This window comes from Stenotrophomonas sp. 22385 (genome assembly GCF_052045085.1).
GTDB lineage: Bacteria > Pseudomonadota > Gammaproteobacteria > Xanthomonadales > Xanthomonadaceae > Stenotrophomonas.
Window position 1 is genome coordinate 26,597 of record NZ_JBQEOG010000003.1, and the last position, 26,136, is coordinate 52,732.

The window sequence follows — 26,136 nt, forward strand, 5'->3', positions numbered from 1 at the left end:
TCGCCCCCCCCCCCACGCCGGCCATCAACGCAGGTTTTTGCCATGAACACCCCGTTTCCTCCGGTCCGCATCGGGCAGGGTTATGACGTCCACGCCTTCGGCGAGGGCGACCACATCATGCTCGGCGGCATCCGCGTCGCGCACAGCTGCGGCGTGCTGGCGCACAGCGATGGCGATGTGATCCTGCACGCCCTGTGCGATGCCATGCTGGGCGCGCTGTCGCTGGGCGACATCGGCCAGCACTTCCCGCCGTCGGACATGCGCTGGAAGGATGCCGACAGCAGTCGTTTCCTGGACCACTGCAACAGCCTGCTGCGCGAACGCGGCTGGCAGGTCGGCAACACCGACATCACCGTGATCTGCGAACGGCCCAAAGTCGGCCCGCATGCGCTGGTCATGCGCGAGCGCATCGCCGCGTTGCTCGGTGTCCCGCTGGATGCAGTGAGCGTCAAGGCCACCACGTCCGAGAAGCTCGGTTTCACCGGGCGCGGCGAAGGCATCGCCGCCCAGGCCGTCGTGCTGCTGGTGGCACTGTGATTCCGTTGCCGCTGGCCTTTGGCGATGCCCTGCTGCGCGCTGATATCCGCACCACCCCCGAAGATTTCCAGGTGGACGAGCTGCCGGCGTTCGAGCCGACCGGGGAGGGCGAGCACCTGCTGCTGACCATTCGCAAGCGCGGTGCCAACACCGTGCACGTGGCCAAGCTGCTGGCGAAGTGGGCCGGCCTGCCGGACATGGCGGTCAGCTACGCCGGCATGAAGGACCGGCATGCGGTCACCACCCAGCGGTTCAGCGTCCACCTGCCCAAACGGATCGCGCCGGACATCGCACTGCTGGCCTCCGATGAAGTGGAAGTGGTCGCGTCCACCTGGCACAACCGCAAGCTGCAGCGCGGCGCGCTGGCCGGCAACCGGTTCCGGCTGGTGCTGCGCAACGTGCAGGGCGAGGCGAAGGCGATCGACGAGCGGCTGTCGCTGATCGCCGCGCGTGGGCTGCCCAACTGGTTCGGCGAGCAGCGCTTCGGCCGCGATGGCGGCAACGTGCCGGCCGCGCTGGCCATGTTTGGCGGCCGCCGCGTGCGCCCCGACCAGCGCTCGCTGCTGCTCTCGGCCGCACGCTCGGCGCTGTTCAACCAGGTGCTGGCCGAACGCGTCGCGCAGGGCAACTGGGACAGCCCGCTGGAGGGTGAAGTGTGGATGCTCGATGGCAGCCGCAGCGTGTTCGGTCCCGAACCGTGGACCGACCTGCTGGCTGATCGGTTGGGCCGCTTCGACATTCATCCCAGCGGTCCGCTGTGGGGCGAGGGTGAGCTGCGCAGCACGGGTGCAGCGGCGGGGCTGGAACTGGGCGCGATCAGCGACGAGCAGTCGCTGCAGCTGCGCACCGGTCTGGAAGGCGCGCGCCTGAAGCAGGAGCGCCGCGCGTTGCGGTTGCGCCCGGCCAACCTGCAGCATCGCTGGCTGGAAGCGGACGTCCTCGAACTGACGTTCGCGCTGCCGCCGGGGTGCTATGCCACCGCCGTATTGCATGAGCTGGGCCAGGTCAATGACGTCGGAGGCGCGACGGCTCCGGAATGACCCTGCAGACACGCCATGCGTGTCAACGCCATGCCGAACACGCCCGCAAATCGCCCTGCGTGTCCGGGCGGCGCAGATCTCACCGGTTCGCCAACAGCACCAATACCGCGCCCGTCCCGCCTTGCCCGGCGGGCGCCGAATGAAATGCCAGCACGTCATTGCGCTGGCGCAGCAGCCGGTCCACCAGGTTCTTCAGGATCGGCGCACCGCCATCGGACTGGAGCCCCTTGCCGTGGATGATGCGCACGCAGCCGTGCTCGTGCGCGTGCGCCTCCAGCAGGAACTGGCGCAGCAGCGCCTCCGCCTGCGCCACGGTAGCGCCGTGCAGGTCCAGTTCGTCCTGCACCGAATACTGGCCGCGCTTGAGCCGTTGGAACATCCGCGCCGGCAGATTCTCCCGCCGGTAGCTGGCAGTGTCGCCGGCCTCCAGGGGGCTGCTGTCGCGCAGCAGCCGGGCGAACTCGCCGCGCGCCGCATCCTCGTCCTGTTCGGCCATGCGTGCACGCGGCTTCGGCCGCGGCGTTGCCGGAGGCGCGGCCACCGGTTTGCGCAGTGGCGTGACCTCGCCGATGGCGGCGCGGAACAACGCGGCCGGATCTTCGTCTTCAGGATGTGACATGCGTACAGCCTAATGCCCTGGATCGGCCGTGCCTACCTCCCGCCGGGGTAGGCCGATCTGCCCGGTTGCGGCACAATAGCTGACGCACTTGCGCGGTCGGTGATCCCGTAACGGGTGAAGGCCGGCCCCGCCAACGCTGGAAAGTGATGGAAATGAAGTCTTGAACAATCAAGCGGTTAAAACCCAGATGCGGATCCTGGTCAGCAACGACGACGGTGTCGATGCGCCCGGCATCAGGATGCTCGCCAGCGTGCTGCGCGAGGTGGGTCACGACGTGATGGTGGTCGCCCCCGACCGCGACCGCTCCGGCGCCAGCAACTCGCTGACCCTGGACCTGCCGGTGCGGGTCAAGCGCATCGACCACTACACCTGTTCGGTGGCCGGTACTCCCACCGACTGCGTGCACCTGGCCCTGACCGGCCTGCTCGAATACGACCCGGACATCGTGGTGTCGGGCATCAACAACGCCGCCAACCTGGGCGACGACGTCATCTACTCCGGCACCGTATCGGCCGCGATGGAAGGGCGTTTCCTCGGCCTGCCGGCAGTGGCCATGTCGCTGGTGACCCACAACCACGATCCGCGCAATTTCGAAACGGCCGCGCGCGCCGCCGTGGAGATCGTCACCCGGCTCAAGGCCGACCCGCTGCCGGCCGACACCATCCTCAACGTCAATGTGCCCGACCTGCCGTGGGCGGAGGTGCGTGGCTTCGAAGTGACCCGCCTGGGCAACCGCCACCGTGCCGAAGGCTGCATTGCCCAGCGCGACCCGCGCGGCAATGAAGTGTTCTGGATCGGTCCGGCCGGGCGCGAACAGGATTCGGGGCCGGGCACGGACTTCCACGCCGTGCGCAACGGGTTCATCTCGATCACGCCGATCCAGGTCGATCTGACCCGCTATCAGGCATTGGAAAAGGTCGCCAGCTGGGTGGGCGGGCTGACCGCCGCGCTGGACCGGCCGGCATGAGCCAGCGCCTGCGCCTGCAGCCCGAAGCGGTCGGGATCGGCATGACTTCCCAGCGCGTGCGCGACCGCCTGGTCGACCGCCTGCGCGAAAGCGGGATCGCCGACGAGGCCACCCTCAATGCGATCCGGGTGGTGCCGCGGCATCTGTTCATCGATGAGGCCCTGGCGTCGCGTGCCTATGAAGACACCGCACTGCCGATCGGCCACGGCCAGACCATCTCACAGCCGTGGGTGGTGGCGCGGATGACCGAAGCGGTGCTGCAGTCGGCGCCGAAGAAAGTGCTGGAAGTGGGCACCGGCTCGGGTTACCAGGCCGCCGTACTCGGTGCGCTGGGGCTGGAGGTCTACACCGTTGAGCGCATCGGCGACCTGCTGCGCCAGGCGCGCAAGCGCTTCCGTGCGCTGGGCATGAACATCCGCAGCAAGCACGACGATGGCCGCATCGGCTGGGCCGAACATGGGCCGTTCGATGCCATCGTGGTGACCGCGGCCGCGCCGGCGCTGGTCGATGCGCTGGTCGAACAGCTGGCCGTGGGCGGACGCCTGGTCGCGCCGGTCGGCGGGGCAGGGGCGCAGTCGCTGATCCAGCTGACCCGTCGCGACGACGGCAGCGTTGAACAGCAGGTACTGGCGCCGGTCACGTTCGTGCCGCTGCTGTCTGGCATGCTGGACTGATTCCAAGGAGCGTTGCGTCATGAAGATTTTTGGTCCGCTGTACGAGCGGGCGATGAAGTGGGCCGCGCACGAGCGCGCCCCGACCTACCTGACGGTGCTGAGCTTCATCGAGGCAATCATCTTCCCGGTGATGCCGGAAGTGATGCTGGCGCCGATGTGCGTGGCCCAGCCCAAGCGCGGCTGGTGGTTCGCCACCCTCAGCCTGGCCGGTTCGATGGCCGGCGCGCTGGTCGGCTATGCACTGGGCCATTACGCGTTTGAAGCGATCAAGCCGCTGTTCGCCGCGATGGGCATGCTGTCCAGCATCGAAGGCGGCATCGCCATCGTGCAGGCCAAGATGGCCGAATCGCCGTGGGCGGTGTTCACCTTCCTGGTGCTGGGTGGCTTCATGCCCATCCCGATGAAGGTCTTCACCTGGGCATCGGGTATCGTCGGGGTGCCGCTGCCGCAGTATTTCCTGAGCATGCTGATCGGCCGGGGCAAGCGCGTGTATGTGCTTGCTGCCGTCATCCGCATTGGCGGGGCGCGCGCCGAAGCGGCGCTGCGGCGTTGGATTGAACCGCTGGGCTGGATCGCCACCGCATTGGTGGTGGGTCTGGTGGCCTGGCTTGTCTGGAGGTCGAAGTTCGCATGAGTGCTGATCGTTTGAGCGGGGCCGCACGGCTGACCGCACTGCTGCTGGTGGTGTCCACCCTGAGTGCCTGTGGCACGGCCACGGTGGTCAAGCCCTCCGGCGGGCGCACCGCGCACACCACGCCGCAGACCTCGGTGGCCAAGCCCGGCCAGACCGCCGTGGTGCGCCGTGGCGATACGCTGTACGCGCTGGCACGCATCCACAACATCACTCCGCGTGACCTGGCGGCCTGGAACGGGCTGGCCGAGCCGTACACGATCTATCCAGGCCAGGTCCTGCGGCTGTACCCGGGCGGCAGCACGCCGGGCCGCGCGCCGACCACCGTCGTGACCGCGCCGCGACCGGGCGGCACCACGCCCACCCCGGCGCCTGCGCCGACGCCGTCGCCGACCACGGCGATCAAAAGCAACATCAGCTGGCGCTGGCCGGCCGATGGGGCCATCGTCGGCCGCTTCGTCGGTGCCGACGTCACCAAGCAGGGCGTGGATATCGCCGGCAGCAGTGGCCAGCCCGTGCGCGCCACCGCGCCGGGTGTGGTGGTCTATTCAGGTGCCGGGCTGGTCGGTTTCGGCGAGCTGATCATCATCAAGCACAACGATCAGTGGTTGTCGGCGTACGGTCACAACCGCAAGCGCCTGGTCAACGAAGGCCAGAGCGTCAAGGCAGGCGAGCAGATCGCGGAGATGGGCCGCACCGGCACCACCCGCGACATGCTGCACTTCGAGATCCGCTACAACGGCAAGCCGGTCGACCCGCTGTTGTACCTGCCGCCTAAATGATCGCGCAGCCACGCAGGGCGTGGCTCTACCCGTCGGGTAGACGCCACGTACGGCCGCGCGGGTAAAGTAGAGCCACGCCCTGCGTGGCCGCAGCAACAGGTCAAGCGAAAAAAAAGGCTGCCAACGGCAGCCTTTCCTGAACGAAATCGGCCAATTTCAGCCCGGCAGCAGGATCGCCGCAGCCACTTTTCGGTTCTCGCTGGCCAGCAGGTTGAAGGTCCGCGCCGCCGCCGCATTGGTCATCACTTCGATGCCGATGCCAAGAGTGAGGCAGGCGCCCATGACGGCGGAAGACGGAAACTGTTGCGTCGCCCCGGTCCCCAGGATCACCACCTCCGGCGCCAGTGCCAGTACCGGCGCCAGGTCTTCCGGGGTCAGTTCCTTGGCAGTGGCCGGTGCCGGCCAGGCCTCCACCAGCGCCTGCGGGGTCACGATGAAGCTCTGGCCCAGCTCGCGGGTGCGGAGCTGCTCGCGGTCTCCCAGCAGCACCGAACCCGCGCCCACGGCGCGGAACTCATACGCGTAATCGGGGATTTCGTGGTTCAGCTGCATGGCGATCAGCCGCGCGGAAGCACGATCTGGCGCTGTTCCTTGCTCGGGCGGTACAGCACGGCCACGTGGCCGATGCGCTGCACCAGCGCGCTGTCGGAGGCCTGGACCAGCTCGGCGATCATGGCATCGCGGGCGTCACGGTCTTCCGCGCCCACCTTCACCTTGACCAGTTCATGGCGCTCCAGGACTTCGTCCAGTTCAGCCAGGAAGGCCGGCGTGACCCCCTTGCCGCCGATCTGCAGCAGGGCTTTCAGATCATGGGCTTGGCCGCGAAGGAAGCGGGTCTGGGACGAGGTCAGGACAATAGACATTCAGGAACAAGCGGTTAACTGGGGCGATCAGGGTATCATGACCACCCCGTCCGGCCCTATCTCCAATGGTTTCCCGCAGCAAGAGCAGCCAACGCTGGTTGAAAGAACACTTCGCCGATCCCTTCGTGAAGAAGGCCCAGTCCGAGGGCATGCGCTCGCGCGCGGCCTACAAGCTGGAGGAGCTGCTCGCGCGTGACCGGCTGCTGAAGCCGCATATGGTCGTGGTCGACCTGGGCGCCGCCCCCGGAGGCTGGTCCCAGCAGGTCCGGCGCCAGATCGGCGACACCGGTCGGGTGCTCGCTCTGGACATCCTGGAGATGCCGCCGCTGGCCGGCGTGGAGTTCCTTCACGGGGACTTCAGGGAGCAGGCCGTCCTATCTCAGTTCGAAGCCATGCTTGGGGATCAGCCGGTGGACCTTGTGCTATCGGATATGGCCCCCAATAAAAGTGGCATGGACGCGGTGGACCAGCCGCGGATGATGCACCTGGCGGAGTTGGCGCTGGATTTCGCCGACAACCATCTCAAGCCGGGCGGTGCGTTCCTGATCAAGCTGTTCCAGGGCGTGGGCTTTGACGACTACGTGCGCGAGATGCGCCGCCGGTACGACAAGGTCGTCATCCGCAAGCCTGAAGCGTCCCGGAAGCGCTCGCCCGAGGTGTATGCCTTGGGGCAGGGCAAACGAACCCAGATCAAGTAAGCTCAACCATACCAATAGCGTCAGGCATTAGAGGAACACCGGAGCCAATGAGGATGAACGACTTGACCAAGAACCTCCTGCTATGGGTGGTCGTCGCCGTGGTGCTCATGGTGGTGTTCCAGAGCTTCTCGCCAAAGAGCAGCGGCGCCGGTGCCCAGGGCGCCACGTATTCGCAGTTCCTGGACCAGGTGGACGGCGGCAATGTCCAGAAGGTCACCTTCAGCGGCGACATGCGCAGTGGCACCAACCAGATCTCGTACACCACGCGCAGCGGCCAGTCGGCCACCATCACCGCGCCGATGGATCGCGACCTGATCAACATCCTGCGCGCCAAGAACGTGGAAATCGTCCAGGAAGAGCCGTCCAGCGGCATCTCGCTCGGCGCGATCCTGATGAATTTCCTCCCGGTGATCCTGATCATCGGCTTCTGGTTGTTCATCATGCGCCAGATGCAGGGCGGTGGCGGCGGTGCCAAGGGCGCGATGTCCTTCGGCAAGTCGCGCGCCAAGCTGCAGGGCGAAGACCAGATCAAGGTCACCTTCGCGGATGTCGCCGGCTGCGACGAAGCCAAGGAAGAAGTCGGCGAACTGGTCGACTTCCTGCGCGATCCGACCAAGTTCACCAAGCTGGGCGGCAAGATCCCCCGCGGCGTGCTGATGGTCGGCCCGCCCGGTACCGGCAAGACCCTGCTGGCCCGTGCCATCGCCGGTGAAGCCAAGGTCCCGTTCTTCTCGATCTCCGGTTCGGACTTCGTGGAAATGTTCGTCGGCGTCGGCGCCAGCCGCGTGCGTGACATGTTCGAACAGGCCAAGAAGCAGGCCCCGTGCATCATCTTCATCGACGAAATCGATGCCGTCGGCCGCCATCGCGGTGCCGGCCTGGGCGGCGGTCATGACGAGCGCGAGCAGACCCTGAACCAGCTGCTGGTGGAAATGGACGGCTTCGAGGGAGGCGAGGGCGTGATCGTCATCGCCGCCACCAACCGTCCCGACGTGCTGGACCCGGCGCTGCTGCGCCCGGGCCGCTTCGACCGCCAGGTCGTGGTCGGGCTGGCCGACGTCAAGGGCCGCGAGCAGATCCTGAAGGTGCACATGCGCAAGCTGCCGCTGGCCGACGACGTCGAGCCGATGGTCATTGCGCGCGGCACCCCGGGCTTCTCCGGCGCCGACCTGGCCAACCTGTGCAATGAAGCGGCGTTGTTTGCTGCACGCAGCAATGAGAAGGAAGTGCGCATGGAGCACTTCGACCGCGCCCGCGACAAGATCCTGATGGGTGCCGAGCGCCGTTCGATGGCCATGAGCGAAGAAGAAAAGACGCTCACTGCCTATCACGAAGCCGGCCACGCCATCGTCGGCCGGCTGGTGCCCGAGCATGACCCGGTCTACAAGGTCACCATCATCCCGCGCGGTCGCGCGCTGGGCGTGACCATGTACCTGCCGGAAGGCGACAAGTACTCGATGAACCGCGTGGCGATCGAATCGCAGCTCTGCTCGCTGTACGGTGGCCGCGTGGCCGAAGAGCTGATCTTCGGTGCCGACAAGGTCACCACCGGTGCCTCCAACGACATCGAGCGTGCGACCAAGATGGCCCGCAACATGGTCACCAAGTGGGGCCTGTCCGACGAGCTTGGTCCGATCGCCTATGGCGAAGAGGACGACGAGGTGTTCCTGGGCCGTTCGGTCACCCAGCACAAGAGCGTGTCCGACGATACCGCGCGCCGCATCGACGAAGTGGTGCGCAGCATCCTGGACAAGGCCTACGCCCGCACCACGGAGCTGGTCACCGCCAACCTCGACAAGCTGCACACGATGTCCCAGCTGCTGCTGCAATACGAGACCATCGATGCCCCGCAGATCGACGCCATCATGGAAGGCCGCGATCCGCCGCCGCCGATGGGATGGGGCAAATCCAACAAGGACGGTGGCAACAACAACGACAAGGGCGGCGACGCCCGTCCGGTGCCGCCGATCGCCGGCCCTGCCGAGCAGCTCTGACGATGGACAGGTAACGCATGCAGGCCGGGGAAACCCGGCCTTCATCGTTTCCGGGGCAGGCAATCCGGGCGACAATGAGGGCTGCCCCACATCTGTCCCCGGAGTATCCATGTCCACGCCGCCGCCCCCGGTCTCGCACACCACCGAAATGGTGATCGCCACGGTGGCAGGTGCCGCGGTCGGTCTGCTCAGCGAAAACTACCTGCTCGGCGGCATCGTCGGCATCGTGCTCGGCATTGTCTTGAGTGTGGCCAAGACCCTGTACCTTGACCGCAGGCGTCGCCGCCGCTGAGCCCTTGCGCTGCGACGCGGCAATCGGCACGATGCGCGGGCGCGGCTGCACCTCGCAACCGCTGCCATCATTCCAGGGGGAATATCATGCGTCATTCACTGTGCGCGGCGACTGCCGTGCTGCTCTGCCTTGCCACGCCTGCCATGGCGGACACCATCCACGTGCAGGATCCGATTCCGTTCTCGGAGTCGGCCTATATCGCCGACAACATCAAGGCCGAGTGCCGCATGGGCGCGCAGCTTGCGACCGCGCTGGGCAGCAGTGCCCCGAAGTTCGGCAATACGATCGCCTTCGATTCGCAGCCCGTCTCCACGGGTCGGGCGCTGAAGCTGGAGCTGGTGGAGGCACAGAGTGCCGGCAACGCCTTCAGCGGTCACTTCAAGTCGGCAACCGTACGCGGCGTGCTGACCCAGGACGGCCAGAAGGTGGCCGCCGTGACCGCGCGTCGGGTGTCGCGCGGCGGCGCGTTCGGCGGATTCAAGGGTTCCTGCGACGTGCTCGAGCGCGTGGTCACCGCCATCGGCAGCGACCTGGCCCAATGGCTGGCAAACCCGACCGACGAGGCCAAGCTGGGCGACTTCTAGCCGGGCAGACCCCGCGCGATGCGGGTTATCGGAGTACGCCAGCGTAAACTAGGCGCTGGCGTATTTCGTGGAAAACCCATGTTCGATACTTCTCCCCAGCTGGACTGCGCCGGTCGCGTGCTGCGGCTCGACCGCCCGCGTGTCATGGGCATCGTCAACGTCACCCCGGATTCGTTCTCGGATGGTGGCGCACACGACAGCGCCGAAGCGGCGGTTGCGCATGGCCTGCAGCTGGTGGCCGAAGGCGCCGACCTGCTCGACATCGGCGGCGAATCGACCCGGCCCGGGAGCGCGCCGGTACCGTTGGACGAGGAGCTGCGCCGGGTCATCCCGGTGATCGAGCAGCTGGCCCGCCAGACCCCGGTGCCGATCAGCGTCGATACCTTCAAGCCGGAGGTGATGCGTGCCGCCGTTGCCGCCGGTGCCGGCCTGATCAACGACATCCACGCGCTGCGCCAACCCGGCGCGCTGGCCGCTGCCGCCGAGCTCAGGGTACCCGTGGTGCTGATGCACATGCAGGGCGAGCCCGGCAGCATGCAGGACACCCCGCACTACGACGACGTGGTGGCCGACGTGCACCGTTTCCTTGCCGAACGCATCTTCTCGGCCGAGATGGCCGGGATCGCGAAGAGCAACCTGATCATCGACCTCGGCTTCGGCTTCGGCAAAACCACCGACCACAACATGGTTCTGCTGGCGCGCTCGGCGCGTTTCCTGGACCTGGGCGTGCCGATGCTGGCCGGACTGTCGCGCAAGCGCAGCATTGGTGAGCTCACCGGGCGGGAGGTGCCACGCGAGCGCGTGGCCGGTTCGGTGGCCGCGCATCTGATCGCCGCCCAGCGCGGCGCGAAGATCCTGCGCGTGCACGACGTCGCCGCCACCGTGGACGCACTGAGCGTGTGGGCGGCGGTCGATGCGGTGCCGATGCCGCGGGTGGATGCGGCCCCGGCAATGCCCCGCTGGCCGGACGAGGATTGATGGGCGCTGACCGGCGCCCGCTGGCGATCGCGGTGATGGGCCCCACCGCGGCGGGCAAGACCGCCACCGCGATCGCACTGGCGCGGCAACTGCGCGGGGAGATCGTGAGCGTTGATTCGGCGCTGGTCTATCGCGGGCTGGATATCGGCTCGGCCAAGCCGGACGCCGCCGAGCGCGCGCAGGCACCCCACCACCTGCTCGACCTGCGCGATCCATGGCAGACCTATTCAGCGGCTGAATTCGCCGCCGATGCCGCGCGCGTGGTCGGCGACATCATCGCGCGTGGGCACATGCCGATCCTGGTTGGCGGCACCGGCTTGTACTTCCGCGCCCTGCTGCAGGGCCTGTCGCCGATGCCGCCGGCCGACCCGGCCACCCGCGCGGCGATCGGTGCCGAGGCTGCCGAACGGGGCTGGCCGGCATTGCACGCGGAGCTGGCCCGGGTCGATCCCGTCGCTGCAGCGCGCATCCATGCAACCGACCCGCAACGCATCCAGCGGGCGCTGGAGGTCCACCGGCTGACCGGCAGGCCGATCAGTGAGTGGCAGAAGCTGCCCGGCGAGGACCGCCTGCCGGTGCGCTGCCTGAAACTGGTGCTGGCGCCGCGCGAGCGCAGCGTGCTGCACCAGCGCATCGAAACCCGCTTCGACGCCATGCTTGCCCAGGGTTTCCTGGACGAGGTGCGGGCGCTGCGCGCCCTGCCCGCGATGGAGGCGATCGGTGCGCCGCTTGACCTGCCGGCGATCCGCGCGGTGGGTTATCGCCAGGCCTGGGAGTTCCTGGACGGGCAGGGCAGTGCGCGTGATTTCCGTGAAAAGGCCATTTACGCCACCCGGCAGCTGGCCAAGCGTCAGTTGACGTGGCTGCGCGGAGAGCTTGATGCGCGCTGGTTCGATCCCCATATGGAAGGGAATTCCCTGGCGGATGCCGTAGCGGCCTTTGTTGCCCGCTGAGCCACAGCGCCTGGCCCCTGGCCCGTGTACCATCGGGGGTTCCGGTGGCGGGGGCCGTGGCAGTTGCCGGAAGATCATAAAAACAATAATCAGGAGTGTGCAATGTCCAAGGGGCAATCGCTGCAGGATCCGTTTCTGAATGCACTTCGGCGCGAACGCGTGCCGGTGTCGGTGTATCTGGTCAATGGCATCAAATTGCAGGGAACGATCGAATCGTTCGACCAGTTCGTTGTCCTGCTGCGCAATACGGTGAGCCAGATGGTGTACAAGCACGCCATTTCGACCGTGGTGCCGGCACGCAACGTCCGGGTGGGTCCCGGTGGTGGCTATGTGCAGTCCAATGAAGGTGGCGCCGATGGCGCCCAGGAAGCAGACGACGTTGAATGAAGTAAGCAACAGCGGAGACGCGCGTGTTTGACCGTTCCAAGCGAGGCGAACACGCGCTCCTGATCCAGCCGCACTCCGGTCGGCTGGAGGAAGATGTGCTGGAGGAGTTCACCGACCTGGCCCGTTCGGCCGGCGCCAGCATTGCCGCCACCCTGACCGCGCGCATCGACCGGCCCAACCCGTCGATCCTGATCGGCTCGGGCAAGCTGGACGAGATCAAGGCGGCCGCCGAGGCGACGGGCGCCGACCTGGTGCTGGTCAACCATGCGCTCTCGCCCTCGCAGGAGCGCAACCTGGAGCGGTTCCTCGAGCGACGGGTGATCGACCGCACCGGCCTGATCCTGGACATTTTCGCCCAGCGTGCACACAGCCACGAAGGCAAGCTGCAGGTGGAACTGGCGCAGTTGCGCCACATGTCCACCCGGCTGGTCCGGGGCTGGACCCACCTGGAGCGCCAGCGCGGCGGTGCCATCGGCCTGCGCGGTCCGGGTGAAACCCAGCTCGAGACCGATCGCCGTCTGCTGCAGAAGCGGGTGGAGCAACTGCAGAAGCGGCTGGAGAAGGTTGAAGTGCAGCGTACCCAGATGCGCCGTGCCCGCGTGCGCAGCGAGCTGCCGCGCGTGGCCCTGGTGGGGTACACCAACGCCGGTAAATCGACGTTGTTCAATGCCCTGACCGGCGCCGAGGCGTACGCCGCCGACAAGTTGTTCGCCACCCTGGATCCGACCGTGCGCCGCATTGCGGTGCCCGGCGGCAACGTGGTGCTTGCCGACACGGTGGGCTTCGTCCGCGACCTGCCGCATGAACTGGTGGCCGCGTTCCGCGCGACCCTGAGCGAAGCGCGCGAAGCCGACTTCCTGCTGCACGTCATCGATGCGGCCGATCCGCACCGCGAAGAGCGCATCGCCCAGGTCGACGAAGTGCTCAACGAAGTGGGCGCGGGCGAACTGCCGCAACTGCTGGTCTTCAACAAGATCGATCGCATCGAAGGCAGCGAGGTCCGCCACGACGGCCAGGACGGCATCCCCGATACCGCCCGCCGCGAGCGCGTGTGGATCTCGGCCCGTGACGGGCTCGGCCTGGACCTGCTGCAATCGGTGCTCGGCAAGCGCCTGGGCCTGCAGCACGTCAGTGGCGACCTGCGCCTGCCGCCGACCGCCGGTCGCCTCCGTTCGCGCCTGCACCAGCTGGAAGTGGTGCGCGGTGAACAGAGTGACGAGGACGGCTGGCTGCTGCAGGTGGAAATCCCGATTGCCGAAGCGGAGAAGCTGGCCGCCGCCGACGACGGCGGCCCGATCCGCGCGCTGCTCCCGGAAAAACTGCCCGAATGGTGAGCCTGTGACTGTTCCCACCGATGCCGAACTGGACGCGCTTGCCCGTGAGGTCGGCGCGCGCCTGCAGCAGGCCGCGTTGCAGCTGGTCACTGCCGAAAGCTGCAGCGGTGGCTGGATCGCCAAGGCCATGACCGACATCGCCGGTTCGTCGGCGTTCTTCGACTGCGGCATGGTGGTGTACAGCTACGAGGCCAAGCAGCGGCTGCTGGGCGTGCGCGCGCACACCCTGGAACAGTTCGGCGCGGTCAGCCGTGAAACCGTGCTGGAGATGGTGTCCGGCGCGCTGGTCAACTCCGGTGCCGGCATGGCCGTGGCCGTGACCGGCATCGCCGGTCCCGGGGGTGGCAGCCCGGACAAGCCCGTGGGCAGCGTCTGGATCGGCTGGAAGCAGCGCGGTGGCTATGCTCGTGCCGAGCTGTTCCAGTTCCAGGGCGACCGCGAAGCCATCCGCCGGCAGACCGTGCAGCAGGCGCTGACGGGAATTTTCCCGGCCCTGTGACATCCTGAGCCCTGCTGTCGAACGAGGGTGCACCGATGTGGGAAACGCTGGGAACCGTCCGTGACCTGGGACGCCTGCAGGAAATCGCCTCGGTCCTGATCCGCTATGGCTTCGGCGACCTGGTGCGTCGTATCGGCCTGGCCGACGTGCTCGAACGCGCCGGCCGCCTGCTGCACTGGAATGACACCCGGCAGATCCTGCGCATGACCGCGCCGGTGCGGGTGCGCCGGGCAATGGAAGACCTGGGCCCCACCTTCGTCAAGCTGGGCCAGGTGCTGGCCACCCGCGTGGACCTGTTCCCGCCGGACTGGATCGCCGAATTCTCCGAACTGCAGAACGCGGTGCCGGCGTTGCCGTACGCGCAGATTCGCGAGCAGCTGGAAGCGGACCTGGGGGCACCGGCTGCCGAGGTGTTCGCCTGGCTTGACGAAATCCCCCTGGCGGCGGCCTCGCTGGCCCAGGCCCATCGGGCCACCCTGCACGATGGCAGCGCGGTGGTGTTGAAGATCCGCCGCCCCGGCATCCGCGAGGTCATCGAAGCCGACCTGCGCCTGCTCGCGCGGCTGGCCGAGATCGTTGAAGCACGGCTGCCGGACATGCGCCGCTACCGGCCGGCCGAGGTCGTACAGCAGTTCCAGGTATCGCTGCGACGCGAGCTGGACTTCGCCGCCGAATGCCGCAACGCCGAGCGCATCGCGCGCAACTTCGCCGGGCGCAATGACATCTTCATTCCCAGGGTGCACTGGCAGTGGACCTGCGAAAGCCTCAACGTTCAGGACTTCGTGGACGGCATCCCGGGCCGCGACCTCGCCGGCGTCGATGCGGCCGGGCTGGACCGGGTGCGCCTTGCCCGCACCGGCGGGCGCATCGTGCTCAAGATGGTGCTGGAAGACGGCTGCTTCCACGCCGACCCGCATCCGGGCAACATCATCTACCTTCGTGACGGCCGGATCGGGGTGATCGACTTCGGGATGGTCGGGGCGATCTCGGAACAGCGGCGGTTCCAGGTCGCGCAGCTGCTGCATGGACTGGTCAGCCAGGAACCGGAGTCGGTCACCGATGTGCTGCTGGACTGGTCCGGCGGCGTGGACGTGGACGAATCGCGGCTGCAGCAGGACATCAGTACCTTCGTCGACCAGTACCGCGGCGTGCCGCTGAAGGATCTGCACATGGGTCTGATGCTGGGCAACATCACCCAGCTGCTGCGCCAGTACGCGCTGACCCTGCCCGCCGACCTGGCATTGATGATCAAGACGTTTCTGACCCTGGAAGGGATGGGGCGCCAGCTCGATCCGCAGTTCGACATGGCCACTGCCGCGCGGCCGTTCCTGGAGCGGGTGATGTGGCAGCGCTTCGCGCCATCGGCCCTGCTCAAGCGGGGCAAGCGCAGCGTGGCCGGGCTGCTGGATCTGGCCGGTGACCTGCCGCGCGATGTGCGCCAGCTGGTGCAGATGGCGCGGCGGGGGCGGTTGCAGCTCAAAGTAGAGACGACCGCCCTGCAGGGGTTCGGGGAGCAGGTGAATCGGGCCGCGAACCGGCTGGTGGTGGGGATTGTGACGGCTGCATTGATCATCGGGTCTTCGATCGTGATGCACAGCGTGGGTGGGCTGTCGAGCCGCTGGCTGCTGGCGCTGGGCGTGGCCGGATTCGTGGGCGCGGGGGTGTGTGGGGTGTGGATCCTGTTTTCGATCTGGCGGTCGGGACGGAATCCGTGAGGGGCACATGGGGTCATTGATGTCTGACGGGCGGCTTCGGATCGTGTAAACGCTGGATGGGTCGTGCCGGATGATGCTGGGCTGTCTTCGGGCGCTTGGGCCGCGCCTGCGCGCGGTTGCCGCGCATGGCGTGGCACTACGATTTGCTGCGTGCCCGCGGCGAGGCCCGGATACGGACGCATTGGCTTCGCTTTTTTTTGGCCGGCGCTTGATTGTGTCGGGTGTTAGTAGTATTACTACTAACCATGGACCTTACCGATACCCAGCAGGCGATCCTGCAGTTGATCGCCGAGCGCATCGAGACCGACGGCGCGCCGCCGTCGCAGACGGAAATCGCCCGTGCGTTCGGCTTCAAGGGCGTGCGGGCCGCGCAGTACCACCTGGAAGCGCTGGAACAGGCCGGGGCGATCCGTCGCATTCCCGGCCAGGCCCGCGGCATCCGGCTGGTGCAGGCGCCGCCGCTGCAGGACGGACTGCCGGCCTCGCTGGCGGTGGCCGCGCTGCCCGACCACGTGCTGCGCCTGCCGGTGCTGGGCCGGGTCGCGGCCGGCCTGCCGATCGGCGCGGATATCGGCTCGGACGATTTCGTGGTGCTGGACCGCGTGTTCTTCTCGCCCGCGCCGGACTACCTGCTGAAGGTCCAGGGCGATTCGATGATCGACGAGGGCATCTTCGACGGCGACCTGATCGGCGTGCATCGCACCCGCGACGCCCGCTCGGGGCAGATCGTGGTGGCGCGCATCGATGACGAAATCACCGTCAAGCTGCTGAAGATGGGCAAGGATCGGATCCGGCTGCTGCCGCGCAATCCCGATTACAAGCCGATCGAGGTCCTGCCGGACCAGGACTTCGCCATCGAAGGCCTCTATTGCGGGCTGCTGCGCCCGAACCGCTGATTCCTTCAACGCACGACATGCACGGTCTTTTGTGGCGATTCTCTGGTTTGGCTGAGGTTGGTACGGATGTCCGATAATTTTTTTCCGAACGCCGGGCAGAATCTCAGCCTGTGCGATACGCCAACCTTAAAGTGACCCCGTGGCCAAGAAGACCTCCAAAGACACCCCCTCCAACGACATGACCTCTGCAAGGACCAACCCGATGGACGAGAACAAAAAGCGCGCCCTCACCGCCGCCCTGAGCCAGATCGAAAAGCAGTTCGGCAAGGGTTCGGTCATGCGCATGGGCGACCGTGTCATCGAGGCTGTCGAGATCATCCCGACCGGTTCGCTGATGCTGGACATCGCGCTCGGTATCGGTGGTCTGCCGAAGGGGCGTGTGGTGGAGATCTACGGCCCGGAATCCTCGGGCAAGACCACCCTGACCCTGCAGGCGATCGCCGAATGCCAGAAGAAGGGCGGCACCGCCGCCTTCATCGACGCCGAGCACGCGCTGGACCCGATCTACGCCGCCAAGCTGGGCGTGAATGTGGACGATCTGCTCCTGTCCCAGCCTGATACCGGCGAGCAGGCGCTCGAAATCGCCGACATGCTGGTCCGTTCGGGTTCGGTGGACATCGTGGTGGTTGACTCGGTTGCCGCGCTGACCCCGAAGGCTGAAATCGAGGGCGAAATGGGCGACCAGCTGCCCGGCCTGCAGGCCCGCCTGATGAGCCAGGCGCTGCGCAAGCTGACCGGCAACATCAAGCGTTCCAACACCCTGGTGGTATTCATCAACCAGCTGCGCATGAAGATTGGCGTGATGATGCCTGGCCAGAGCCCGGAAGTGACCACCGGCGGCAACGCCCTGAAGTTCTACGCCTCGGTCCGCCTGGACATCCGCCGCATCGGCGCGATCAAGAAGGGCGACGAGATCATCGGCAACCAGACCAAGATCAAAGTGGTCAAGAACAAGCTGGCTCCGCCGTTCAAGCAGGTCATCACCGAGATCCTGTACGGCGAAGGCATCAGCCGCGAAGGCGAGCTGATCGATATGGGTGTGGAAGCCAAGCTGGTCGAAAAGGCCGGTGCCTGGTACAGCTACGGCGAAGAACGTATCGGCCAGGGCAAGGACAACGCCCGCGGTTACCTGCGCGACAATCCGCAGGTGGCCCAGCGCCTCGAAGCCGAGCTGCGCGAGAAGTTCCAGCCGACCGAAGCGCCGCGTGAAGGCGGTGACGACGACGGCGACGACGCCGAGTAAGTTTCCCGCGGGGCAGGGCAGCGCCGTCAGTGACGCTCGCCCTGTCCCGGGGTTTATGTTTTCCGAGATCCCGCATGCACGACTCAGACGCCCCGGCACCCGGCCGCAAGCGCCGCGTCCGTGAACAGACCCCGGTCCAGCGTGCGCTTGGCCTGCTGGTCCGCCGCGAGCATTCGCGCAAGGAGCTCACCCGCAAGCTCACCGCCCGCGGCATCGAAAGTGAGGCCGCCACCGCCGCGGTGGAAAAGCTTACCGAAGCGGGCTGGCAGGACGACACCCGGTTTGCCGAGAACCTGGTGCGGATCCGCGCCAACACGGGCTATGGACCGCTCCACATCCGGGCCGAACTGGGCACCCATGGGCTGGACAGTGAACAGATCGCGGCCGCCATGGACACCTTCGAAGGCGACTGGACCGAGAACGCTCGGGACCTGGTCTGCCGCCGGTTTGGTGAAGCGGGCCCGCAGGAGTTGCCCCAGCGCCGCAAAGCAGCCGATCTGCTGGCCCGACGGGGCTTCGACGGCGACAGCATCCGCCGGGCGACCCGATTCGATCCGGAAGATTAAGGAACGGCACGGGCGACGTGTCCCTGGGCCCCGGGCCTGATACCCTTTGTGGTTTCGGCGGTCCTGTAATCGACACCCGGCCATTGGGGCTGCGTGCGAAGGATCGACCGGCCCGCAGACAGCCAGCCCCCCATGACCGAATCCGCCAAGTTCACCACCTCCCAGATCCGCAGCGACTTCCTTGAGTTCTTCAAGGGCAAGGGCCACACCATCGTTCCCTCGGCACCGCTGGTGCCGGGCAATGATCCGACCCTGTTGTTCACCAACTCCGGCATGGTGCAGTTCAAGGACGTGTTCCTTGGCGCCGAGAAGCGCAGCTACGTGCGTGCGGCGGACGTGCAGCGCTGCCTGCGTGCCGGTGGCAAGCACAACGATCTGGACCAGGTCGGCTACACCGCGCGCCACCACACCTTCTTTGAAATGCTGGGCAACTGGTCATTCGGCGACTACTTCAAGAAGGACGCCATCGCCTGGGCCTGGGAACTGCTGACCCAGGTCTGGAAGCTGCCGGCCGACCGCCTGCTGGTCACCGTCTACCAGACCGATGACGAGGCCTACGCGCTGTGGCGCGACATGGTCGGTATTCCCGAAGAACGCATCGTGCGCATCGGCGACAACAAGGGTGCTCCGTTCGCCTCGGACAACTTCTGGCAGATGGCCGACACCGGTCCGTGCGGCCCGTGCACCGAGATCTTCTACGACCACGGCGCCCACATCGCCGGTGGCCCGCCGGGCTCGCCGGACGAAGACGGCGACCGTTACATCGAAATCTGGAACCTGGTGTTCATGCAGTTCGACCGCCAGCCCGACGGCACCCTGGTGCCGCTGCCGGCGCCGTGCGTGGATACGGGCATGGGCCTGGAGCGCCTGGCGGCGATCCTGCAGCACGTGCACACCAACTATGAAATCGACCTGTTCCAGGCGCTGATCCGAAAGGCCAGCGAACTGACCGGCATGGCCGACCTGGAGAACAAGTCGCTGCGCGTGATCGCCGATCACATCCGCGCGTGTTCGTTCCTGGTGGTCGATGGCGTGCTGCCGTCCAACGAAGGCCGTGGCTACGTGCTGCGCCGGATCATCCGTCGCGCGTTGCGCCACGGCTGGATGCTGGGCGTGCGCCAGCCATTCTTCAGCAAGCTGGTGCCGACCCTGGTTGAACAGATGGGCGAGGCGTATCCGGAACTGCCGGCCCAGGCCGACATCGTGGTGCGCGCGCTGCAGGCCGAGGAAGAGCGCTTTGCACAGACGCTCGATTCGGGCATGAAGATCTTTGACGACGTGGCCGCGCAGGTGACCAACGGCGTCATTCCGGGCGTGGACGCGTTCCGTCTGTATGACACCTATGGCTTCCCGCTCGACCTGACCCAGGACATCGCGCGCGAGCGTGACCTGGTGGTGGACATCGACGGGTTCAACGCGGCGATGGAGAAGCAGCGCGAAGATGGCCGCAAGGGCGGCAAGTTCGGCGGCGGCGTGACCCTGTCGGCCGATCTGGTTGCCACCCTCAAGCCCACCACCTTCCTCGGCTATGACCGCCTGCAGGCCGATGGCCTGACGGTGGTGGCCCTGCTCAGGGAAGGTCGCCCGGTGGACGCGGCACAGGCCGGCGATGACGTCATCGTACTGACCGACCAGACCCCCTTCTACGCCGAATCGGGTGGCCAGGTGGGCGACACCGGTTCACTGTCCGGCAACGGCGTACAGCTGCAGATCACCGACACGCAGAAGTTCGCGGGCCAGTTCCATGGCCACGTTGGCCGCGTGACCGAGGGCGGCCTGAAGATCGGCGACGTGCTCAGTGGCCAGGTCGATGGCCAGCGTCGTGGCGCCACCATCCTCAACCACTCCGCCACCCACCTGCTGCACGCCGCGTTGCGGGAGGTGCTGGGCACCCACGTGCACCAGAAGGGTTCGCTGGTCGCCCCCGACCGCCTGCGCTTCGACTTCTCGCACTTCGAGCCGATCAGCGCGCAGGACCTTGCGTTGATCGAGCGCAGGGTCAACGAGCAGGTGCGCGTGAACAACGCTGTCGAAGTGCACAACATGGCGATGCAGGAAGCGCTCGACTTCGGCGCGATGGCACTGTTCGGCGAGAAGTATGGCGAGAACGTGCGCGTGCTGAAGATGGGCGATTACTCCACGGAACTGTGTGGTGGCACGCACGTGTCGCGAACTGGCGACATCGGCTTGTTCAAGATCACTTCCGAAGGCGGCATCCAGTCCGGAGTGCGCCGTATCGAAGCGGTGACCGGGCAGGGCGCGCTGGACTACGTGGCCCATGAAGAAGCGCAGCTGGCCGAAGCGGCTGCGCTGCTGGGCGGTAATGCCGGCGAGGTGGTCGACAAGATCCGCCAGCTCGGCGAACGCCAGAAGAAGCTGGAACGCGAACTGGACGCGCTGAAGGCCAGGCAGGCCGCCGGCGCCACCGCGGATCTGGGCGCTGGGGCGGTTGAGGTCAATGGCGTCAAGATTCTGGCCGCGCGCCTTGAAGGTTTCGACGCCAAGGCACTGCGTGAGGCGATCGACCGCCTCAAGCAGCAGCTGGGCGATGCGGTGATTGTCTTGGCCGGCACCCAGGACGGCAAGGCAGCGTTGGTGGCCGGCGTGAACGGCAGCGCAACAGGCAAGGTAAAGGCCGGGGAACTGTTGTCTCACATCGCCGGTCAGATCGGAGGCAAGGGCGGCGGCCGCCCGGACCTCGCCCAGGGTGGTGGTGAGGACGGGCCCGCCCTTGCTTCGGCACTGGCCGCCGTCGTCGACTGGGTCACCCCGCGTATCTGAACGCCTGAATCCTCCTGCTCCTTGATGGGGCGGGAGAGCTGACGGTACTATGGCTAATCTTTTCCCTTTGTCGTGTGGCGTTCCTTGGCTGGGCGCCGAGCCGGGCGGGAAAATCCACCGGTTCCCTGGAGACTTGCAAAAATGTTGATCCTGACTCGCCGTGTTGGCGAAACCCTGATGATCGGTGACTCGGTCAGCGTGACCGTGCTCGGCGTCAAGGGCAACCAGGTGCGTATCGGTATCACCGCTCCGAAGGACGTGGCCGTGCACCGCGAAGAGATTTACCAGCGTATCCAGCGAGGCGATGAGCCGAATGCATCGGGAAGTGAAAATTCTTCCGATTAAGGCTTTACCTGGGGGTGTGAAAAACGTTATTCTTCGCGCCCCCGCTGAGAAGAAACATCGCAGCGGCGGAACCAGAATACTGGAGCGGTGCCCGAGTGGCTGAAGGGGCTCCCCTGCTAAGGGAGTATACGGCCAAAAACTGTATCGAGGGTTCGAATCCCTCCCGCTCCGCCAGTTACAGGAAAGGCCTTCGTATGCGAATACGAAGGCCTTTTTCTTTGGGATTGTTGTCGGCGCGTTGACGCGATGCGTGCATCGCCTGCACCGGTAACCTGCGAAGGTGGGCGTTCAACGCACCAGGACAGGACCCGCCGTGAACGCACGTCGTCATTTTCTTTCCGCCGCCGCCGCCGCCGGTACCGCTGCCTTGGCCAACTCACCGCTGCTGGCGCAGTCCAGCGCGGCCGCACCCGGCAGTGTAATGGCTACCCGCGGCCGCATCGCTGCCCAGCCACTGGCCGCCAACACAGCCGGCAAAGGCGGGCGTTACCGACCGCGTACGCGCCTCGGGCTGGGGGGTGTGGCCGTCGGCAACGGCTTTGCACCGGCCACCGACAGTCAGAGCGAGCAGACGCTGGCGGCGGCATATGCCGCAGGCGTGCGCTACTTCGACACCTCCCCGTGGTACGGGCTGGGCCTGAGCGAACGCCGCATGGGCCACCACCTGCACAACCATGCTGCGCGCGGGTACACGCTGTCGACCAAGGTCGGCAGGCTGCTCACTGCGACGCCGGGCCCACTGCAGGAGACCATGTGGAAGGACCCGGCCCCCTTCCATTACCGCTACGACTATTCGGCCGATGGCGTGCGCCGCTCGGTGGAAGACAGCCTTAACCGCCTGGGTGTCGCGCAACTGGACGTGGTGTTCATCCACGACCTGTCGCCGGACAACGAGAAAGACCTCGGCATGCCCTGGGAGCAGCGCTTTGCCGAGGCGGCCAGGGGCGCGATGCCGGCGTTGACGAAGATGCGCGAGGAAGGGCTGATCAAGGCATGGGGCTTTGGCGTCAACCGTCCCGAACCGGCGCTGCGCGCCATGCAGGAAGCGGATCCAGACATCTTCCTGCTCGCCTGCCAGTATTCACTGCTCGACCACGACCAGGCGCTGCACGACACCTTCCCCGCGATTGCCCGGCACGGTGCTTCGGTGGTGGTGGGGGCACCGCTGCTGGCCGGGTATCTGGCCGGACGCGATCGTTACCTGTACGACGGCAAGGTGCCTGCGTGGGCGCCGCAGAAGCGCGCGGCGGTGCAGGCGATCTGCGAGCGTCATGGCGTGGACCTGCGCACCGTGGCGCTGCAGTTCGCCGATGCTCCGGCCGTGGTGTCGGCGGTGATTCCCGGCGCACGCACGCCGGAGCAGGTGCAGGCCAACGTGGCGTCCATGTCGGTGGCGATCCCACCGGCGCTCTGGGCGGAGTTGAAGCAGGCGAAGCTGATTGCCGACGACGCCCCGGTGCCTGCGCCCTGAGCCTGGACGCGACAACGCCCCGAACTGCTCGGGGCGTTGTCATTCACGGCAGCGGTTACAGCGGCAGGTCGAACACGAGTACTTCGGCATCGCTCGCGTTTTCCAGAGTCACCTGGGCCTCGTCGGTGATCTGCAGGGCATCGCCGGTGTCCAGCGTGATGCCGTTGACCTGCAGCTGGCCGCGGGCCACCTGCACGTACGCGCCACGACGCGGGGAAAGGGCCAGGTGGGCACGCTCGTCACCGTCCAGGATCGTGGCGTAGATGTTGGCGTCCTGGTGGATCAGAAGCGAGCCATCACGGCCGTCCTTCGAGGCGATCAGGCGCAACTGGCCGCGCTTGGCTTCGGGCGCGAAATGCGTCTCCTGGTAGCTTGGCGTGATGTTCTCCGCATCCGGGAACAGCCAGATCTGCAGGAAGTGCACGGTCTCGTCGGCCGAGTGGTTGAATTCGCTGTGGCTGACCCCGCTGCCGGCGCTCATGCGCTGCACGTCGCCGTAGCGCAGGACCGAGCCGGTCCCCATCGAGTCCTTGTGCTCCAGCGCACCGCCGAGCACGTAGGAGATGATCTCCATGTTGCTGTGGCTGTGGGTGCCGAAGCCCTGGCCGCCAATCACCCTGTCTTCGTTGATCACGCGCAGCGGGCCGAAGCTGGTGTAGCGCGGGTCGTAGTAGTTGGCGAAAGAGAAGGTGTGCTGGGAGTTCAGCCAGCCATGGTTGGCCTGGCCACGGGTAGCGCTCTTGCGGATCTGCAGCATGATGTTCTCCTGGGTTGTTCGATCGTTTCGATGGCGGTCGGGGGCGGTATGTGCGTCCCCTTTCCTGTTGGCGCCAGTATCCGCTTGCACCGTTCGCTTGAAAAACGGATAGTTTTGCAAGCCATCATCGAAAAATTCGAATGCTCAAGCTCAGCCTCGATGCACTGCAGATCCTGGATGCCATCGACCGCCGCGGCTCGTTCGCCTCGGCCGGCAAGGCGCTGCACAAAGTGCCTTCAACCATCTCCTACACCGTGTCCAAGCTGGAACAGGACCTGGGCGTGCAGCTGTTCGACCGGATCGGCCCCCGTGCGCATCTCACCGAGGCCGGGGTGGCGCTGCTGGACGAGGGCCGGCACCTGCTGCGCGCGGCACGTGAGCTGGAGATGCGGGTGCGCCGGGTGGCGTCGGGGTGGGAGGCCGAGCTGACCGTGGCCGTGGACTCGCTGTTCCAGCCAGCGCTGTTGGCCGAGGACGTGCGGGCGTTCAGCGCGGTGGCCGAGCAGACCCGGATCCGGTTGATCAGCGAAGCGCTGTCCGGCACCTGGGAAGCCCTGCTGGATCGGCGTGCGGACCTGCTGGTGGGTGCGGCGGGGGAGGGGCCGAGTGGCGGCGGCTACGTAGTCGAACCGCTGGGCGTGGTGCGGTTTGTGTTCGCGGTGGCGCCCGGGCACCCGCTGGCGGCGCTTCCGGAACCCCTGGGGCGCGAACAGCTGGCCGCCCACTGCGCCATTGCCGTGGCCGATTCCGCGCGGCGATTGCTGCCGCGCACGGTCGGCTTGCTGATGGGGCAGGAGACGGTGACCGTGCCCGATACGGTCAGCAAGTTCCGGCTGCAGTGCGCTGGCCTGGGCTTCGGCTTCCTGCCCGAGCCGTATGTCCAGGCGGCGGTGGCGCAGGGCCGCCTGGTGGTGCGCGAGGTGGAGGAGCCCAAGCCGGACGAAACCTTCTGGCTGGCCTGGCGGACCGGGGAGGAGGGCGCCGCGCTGCGCTGGTGGCGCGAGCGGATGCGCCAGCCGGGGCTGATGGAGGGGTGGTGGGGGCAGATGGGCGCGTGGTCATGACGCCCGGCGGCTGAATGAATGCCGTCCTGTCATCGATCGGTCATGTGGCTGCGGTAGAGCGGCCCGGGCGCGATGGTTAACCTGCGCGGCTCAATCTGACTCTCTGCGCCCATGAAACGCCTGCTGCTGCTTCTGCTGGCCGGGGCCGGCCTGTGGCTGGCCGCGTGCTCATCGCTCAATTCCTCTGCCGCTTCCACCTCGCTGAGCGATCGGCTGGTCGCCCCCGGCGGCGTGTCCACGCTGCTCGATACCGCGCGCATCAGCGAAGCGGTGGCGGCGGTGCCCAACCGGCATGGCGTCGTCACCGGCCGGGCGGGCGTTCCGCTGTTCTGGCGGGCGTTCGATCCGGGCCGCTACGGACTTCGGTATCAGTACCTTGCGCAGCGCCACGAAAATGGCGAGCCGTTGAACACCGGCCTGCAGCTGGCCCTGCCGCACCCGTTCAAGCCGCAGGCCCCGCGCGGCACCGTGGTGCTGCTGCACGGCTGGATGATGAACGGCGATTCGATGCTGCCGTGGTCGTTGCAGCTGGCCGAATCGGGTTACCGGGTGATCACCATCGACCTGCGCAACCACGGGCATTCCGGGGCGGGTCCGTCGGGCTACGGGACGTTTGAATCCGACGATGTGGTCGATGTGATCGACACGCTGCAGCAGCGAGGAGAAGTTGTCGGGCCGCTGTACCTGTTCGGTGTGTCCTACGGCGCAGCCACCGCGCTGTTCACGGCCGACAAGCTCGGCGACCGCGTCACGGGGGTGGTGGCGATGGAATCGTTCGCCAACGCCGGCGAGGCGATCCGCAGCATGATCCCGCACCTGATGTCGCTGCAGCCCACCGCATGGAAGGCGCAGGCAATGGCCGCATACGGGCGCTGGCGCTATGGCGGGCAGGACATCAACGCGGTGATCGCCGCTGCCAGCCAGCGCCTTGACCTGGACCTGGACGCGGTGGACGTGACTCGCGCGCTGGCCGACACGCGCGCCTGCGTGCTGCTGCTGCACGGCCAGGACGACGCGCACGTGCGGGTGGAGCAGGGGCGTGCGCTGGCCGCCGCCAGTCCGCGCGTGCATTACATCGAGATGCGGGGCGAGGACCACATCACCCTGCCGCTGCGGCTGGACCTGCTGGGTGGGGTGGTCGATGACTGGCTCGCGCATGACGACCATGCCGGTGGCAGCTGCCCGGCGCCGGAGATCCCGCGGGAAGCAGACCGGATGGCCATGTCGGCGGTACGCACCGGGCAGCCGGCGCGCTCGTAACAAAAAAGGCAGCACGTGGCTGCCCTTTTTCGTCTTCGATGCAATGGTGCGCCCGGAGAGATTCGAACTCCCGACCGCCTGGTTCGTAGCCAGGTACTCTATCCAACTGAGCTACGGGCGCGCTTGCATTGTCTGGTTGTTGCCGCGATGTAATGGTGCGCCCGGAGAGATTCGAACTCCCGACCGCCTGGTTCGTAGCCAGGTAC

At 66.8% G+C, this 26,136-nt stretch carries 28 protein-coding genes and 2 tRNA genes; 25 read left to right on the top strand and 5 right to left on the bottom strand.

Annotated features, from left to right (window positions below):
- Positions 1-69 precede the first annotated feature (69 nt).
- Positions 70-537 carry a 2-C-methyl-D-erythritol 2,4-cyclodiphosphate synthase gene (gene ispF / locus ACTJI4_RS06780; protein WP_440869043.1) on the top strand — a complete coding sequence of 156 codons (468 nt, stop codon included), beginning with the start codon at positions 70-72 and terminating at the stop codon, positions 535-537.
- Positions 534-1,577: a tRNA pseudouridine(13) synthase TruD gene (truD, locus tag ACTJI4_RS06785; protein ID WP_440868867.1), complete on the top strand. Its 1,044-nt coding sequence runs from the start codon at positions 534-536 to the stop codon at positions 1,575-1,577. Before ispF ends, truD begins: the two co-directional genes overlap by 4 nt.
- Positions 1,578-1,656: 79 nt before the next feature.
- Here the strand turns inward: truD and ACTJI4_RS06790 are convergent, their stop codons facing one another.
- Positions 1,657-2,196 (bottom strand): Smr/MutS family protein, encoded by a 540-nt coding sequence (locus ACTJI4_RS06790; RefSeq protein ID WP_392916436.1) that lies wholly within the window; start codon positions 2,194-2,196, stop codon positions 1,657-1,659.
- 187 nt (positions 2,197-2,383) lie between these two features.
- On the opposite strand from ACTJI4_RS06790, the gene surE reads away from it, so the two are divergent.
- From surE to ACTJI4_RS06810, 4 genes are read left to right on the top strand one after another with little or no spacing between them, the layout of a single operon-like run.
- A complete protein-coding gene (surE, locus tag ACTJI4_RS06795) occupies positions 2,384-3,163 on the top strand; it encodes a 5'/3'-nucleotidase SurE (protein WP_392917581.1) in 780 nt (259 codons plus the stop codon).
- Entirely contained in the window at positions 3,160-3,837 is a 678-nt protein-coding gene (locus tag ACTJI4_RS06800) for a protein-L-isoaspartate(D-aspartate) O-methyltransferase (RefSeq protein ID WP_392916439.1), read from the top strand. The genes surE and ACTJI4_RS06800 overlap by 4 nt, the downstream gene beginning before the upstream one ends.
- Before the next feature lie 19 nt (positions 3,838-3,856).
- On the top strand, positions 3,857-4,471 hold the full coding sequence (locus tag ACTJI4_RS06805; RefSeq protein WP_392916442.1) for a YqaA family protein: 615 nt from the start codon (positions 3,857-3,859) through the stop codon (positions 4,469-4,471).
- Positions 4,468-5,250, top strand: a complete 783-nt coding sequence (locus tag ACTJI4_RS06810) for a peptidoglycan DD-metalloendopeptidase family protein (protein WP_440868868.1) — start codon at positions 4,468-4,470, stop codon at positions 5,248-5,250. The genes ACTJI4_RS06805 and ACTJI4_RS06810 overlap by 4 nt, the downstream gene beginning before the upstream one ends.
- A gap of 156 nt (positions 5,251-5,406) precedes the next feature.
- Here the strand turns inward: ACTJI4_RS06810 and ACTJI4_RS06815 are convergent, their stop codons facing one another.
- Positions 5,407-5,802, bottom strand: coding sequence for an Mth938-like domain-containing protein (locus ACTJI4_RS06815; RefSeq protein WP_440868869.1), 396 nt, complete (start codon positions 5,800-5,802; stop codon positions 5,407-5,409).
- Positions 5,803-5,807: 5 nt separating this feature from the next.
- The gene (gene yhbY, locus ACTJI4_RS06820; RefSeq protein ID WP_392916451.1) at positions 5,808-6,113 is read right to left on the bottom strand and encodes a ribosome assembly RNA-binding protein YhbY; all 306 of its coding nucleotides are present in this window, start codon (positions 6,111-6,113) and stop codon (positions 5,808-5,810) included.
- A gap of 65 nt (positions 6,114-6,178) precedes the next feature.
- Here yhbY and rlmE point away from each other — a divergent pair, with 65 nt between their 5' ends.
- From rlmE to ACTJI4_RS06905, 17 genes are all read left to right on the top strand, one after another.
- The gene (rlmE, locus tag ACTJI4_RS06825) at positions 6,179-6,811 is read left to right on the top strand and encodes a 23S rRNA (uridine(2552)-2'-O)-methyltransferase RlmE (protein WP_440868870.1); all 633 of its coding nucleotides are present in this window, start codon (positions 6,179-6,181) and stop codon (positions 6,809-6,811) included.
- Between the two features lie 53 nt (positions 6,812-6,864).
- Positions 6,865-8,805, top strand: coding sequence for an ATP-dependent zinc metalloprotease FtsH (ftsH, locus tag ACTJI4_RS06830; RefSeq protein WP_392916455.1), 1,941 nt, complete (start codon positions 6,865-6,867; stop codon positions 8,803-8,805).
- A gap of 109 nt (positions 8,806-8,914) precedes the next feature.
- The gene (locus ACTJI4_RS06835; RefSeq protein ID WP_392916458.1) at positions 8,915-9,097 is read left to right on the top strand and encodes a hypothetical protein; all 183 of its coding nucleotides are present in this window, start codon (positions 8,915-8,917) and stop codon (positions 9,095-9,097) included.
- A gap of 86 nt (positions 9,098-9,183) precedes the next feature.
- Complete coding sequence (locus ACTJI4_RS06840; RefSeq protein WP_392916461.1) at positions 9,184-9,681, top strand: hypothetical protein; 498 nt, start codon at positions 9,184-9,186, stop codon at positions 9,679-9,681.
- 78 nt (positions 9,682-9,759) lie between these two features.
- On the top strand, positions 9,760-10,659 hold the full coding sequence (gene folP / locus ACTJI4_RS06845) for a dihydropteroate synthase (RefSeq protein ID WP_392916464.1): 900 nt from the start codon (positions 9,760-9,762) through the stop codon (positions 10,657-10,659).
- Positions 10,659-11,612 (top strand): tRNA (adenosine(37)-N6)-dimethylallyltransferase MiaA, encoded by a 954-nt coding sequence (gene miaA, locus ACTJI4_RS06850; RefSeq protein WP_392916466.1) that lies wholly within the window; start codon positions 10,659-10,661, stop codon positions 11,610-11,612. The genes folP and miaA overlap by 1 nt, the downstream gene beginning before the upstream one ends.
- 102 nt (positions 11,613-11,714) lie before the next feature.
- Positions 11,715-11,999 carry an RNA chaperone Hfq gene (hfq, locus tag ACTJI4_RS06855; RefSeq protein ID WP_392916469.1) on the top strand — a complete coding sequence of 95 codons (285 nt, stop codon included), beginning with the start codon at positions 11,715-11,717 and terminating at the stop codon, positions 11,997-11,999.
- Positions 12,000-12,022: 23 nt separating this feature from the next.
- Entirely contained in the window at positions 12,023-13,333 is a 1,311-nt protein-coding gene (gene hflX / locus ACTJI4_RS06860) for a ribosome rescue GTPase HflX (RefSeq protein WP_440868871.1), read from the top strand.
- Between the two features lie 4 nt (positions 13,334-13,337).
- Complete coding sequence (locus ACTJI4_RS06865; RefSeq protein ID WP_392916475.1) at positions 13,338-13,832, top strand: CinA family protein; 495 nt, start codon at positions 13,338-13,340, stop codon at positions 13,830-13,832.
- Positions 13,833-13,867: 35 nt separating this feature from the next.
- Entirely contained in the window at positions 13,868-15,547 is a 1,680-nt protein-coding gene (ubiB, locus tag ACTJI4_RS06870; protein WP_440868872.1) for a 2-polyprenylphenol 6-hydroxylase, read from the top strand.
- Between the two features lie 245 nt (positions 15,548-15,792).
- Positions 15,793-16,443 carry a transcriptional repressor LexA gene (gene lexA / locus ACTJI4_RS06875; protein WP_440868873.1) on the top strand — a complete coding sequence of 217 codons (651 nt, stop codon included), beginning with the start codon at positions 15,793-15,795 and terminating at the stop codon, positions 16,441-16,443.
- Positions 16,444-16,645: 202 nt separating this feature from the next.
- Positions 16,646-17,686 (top strand): recombinase RecA, encoded by a 1,041-nt coding sequence (gene recA / locus ACTJI4_RS06880; protein ID WP_392916485.1) that lies wholly within the window; start codon positions 16,646-16,648, stop codon positions 17,684-17,686.
- Between the two features lie 74 nt (positions 17,687-17,760).
- Positions 17,761-18,252 (top strand): recombination regulator RecX, encoded by a 492-nt coding sequence (recX, locus tag ACTJI4_RS06885; protein WP_392916488.1) that lies wholly within the window; start codon positions 17,761-17,763, stop codon positions 18,250-18,252.
- A 132-nt stretch (positions 18,253-18,384) separates the two neighbouring features.
- On the top strand, positions 18,385-21,033 hold the full coding sequence (gene alaS, locus ACTJI4_RS06890) for an alanine--tRNA ligase (protein ID WP_440868874.1): 2,649 nt from the start codon (positions 18,385-18,387) through the stop codon (positions 21,031-21,033).
- 141 nt (positions 21,034-21,174) lie between these two features.
- Positions 21,175-21,378, top strand: a complete 204-nt coding sequence (gene csrA, locus ACTJI4_RS06895) for a carbon storage regulator CsrA (RefSeq protein ID WP_019183311.1) — start codon at positions 21,175-21,177, stop codon at positions 21,376-21,378.
- 81 nt (positions 21,379-21,459) lie between these two features.
- Positions 21,460-21,552, top strand: a tRNA-Ser gene (locus ACTJI4_RS06900).
- Between the two features lie 139 nt (positions 21,553-21,691).
- Positions 21,692-22,849, top strand: a complete 1,158-nt coding sequence (locus tag ACTJI4_RS06905; RefSeq protein ID WP_392916495.1) for an aldo/keto reductase — start codon at positions 21,692-21,694, stop codon at positions 22,847-22,849.
- 55 nt (positions 22,850-22,904) lie between these two features.
- Here ACTJI4_RS06905 and ACTJI4_RS06910 read toward each other — a convergent pair whose 3' ends face one another.
- On the bottom strand, positions 22,905-23,606 hold the full coding sequence (locus tag ACTJI4_RS06910) for a pirin family protein (protein WP_392916498.1): 702 nt from the start codon (positions 23,604-23,606) through the stop codon (positions 22,905-22,907).
- A gap of 140 nt (positions 23,607-23,746) precedes the next feature.
- On the opposite strand from ACTJI4_RS06910, the gene ACTJI4_RS06915 reads away from it, so the two are divergent.
- Both ACTJI4_RS06915 and ACTJI4_RS06920 read left to right on the top strand, forming a co-directional pair.
- Positions 23,747-24,670, top strand: coding sequence for a LysR family transcriptional regulator (locus tag ACTJI4_RS06915; RefSeq protein ID WP_392916501.1), 924 nt, complete (start codon positions 23,747-23,749; stop codon positions 24,668-24,670).
- A 111-nt stretch (positions 24,671-24,781) separates the two neighbouring features.
- Positions 24,782-25,930 (top strand): alpha/beta fold hydrolase, encoded by a 1,149-nt coding sequence (locus tag ACTJI4_RS06920; RefSeq protein WP_392916504.1) that lies wholly within the window; start codon positions 24,782-24,784, stop codon positions 25,928-25,930.
- A gap of 44 nt (positions 25,931-25,974) precedes the next feature.
- Here the strand turns inward: ACTJI4_RS06920 and ACTJI4_RS06925 are convergent.
- A tRNA-Arg gene (locus tag ACTJI4_RS06925) sits at positions 25,975-26,051 on the bottom strand.
- Positions 26,052-26,136: the final 85 nt, after the last annotated feature.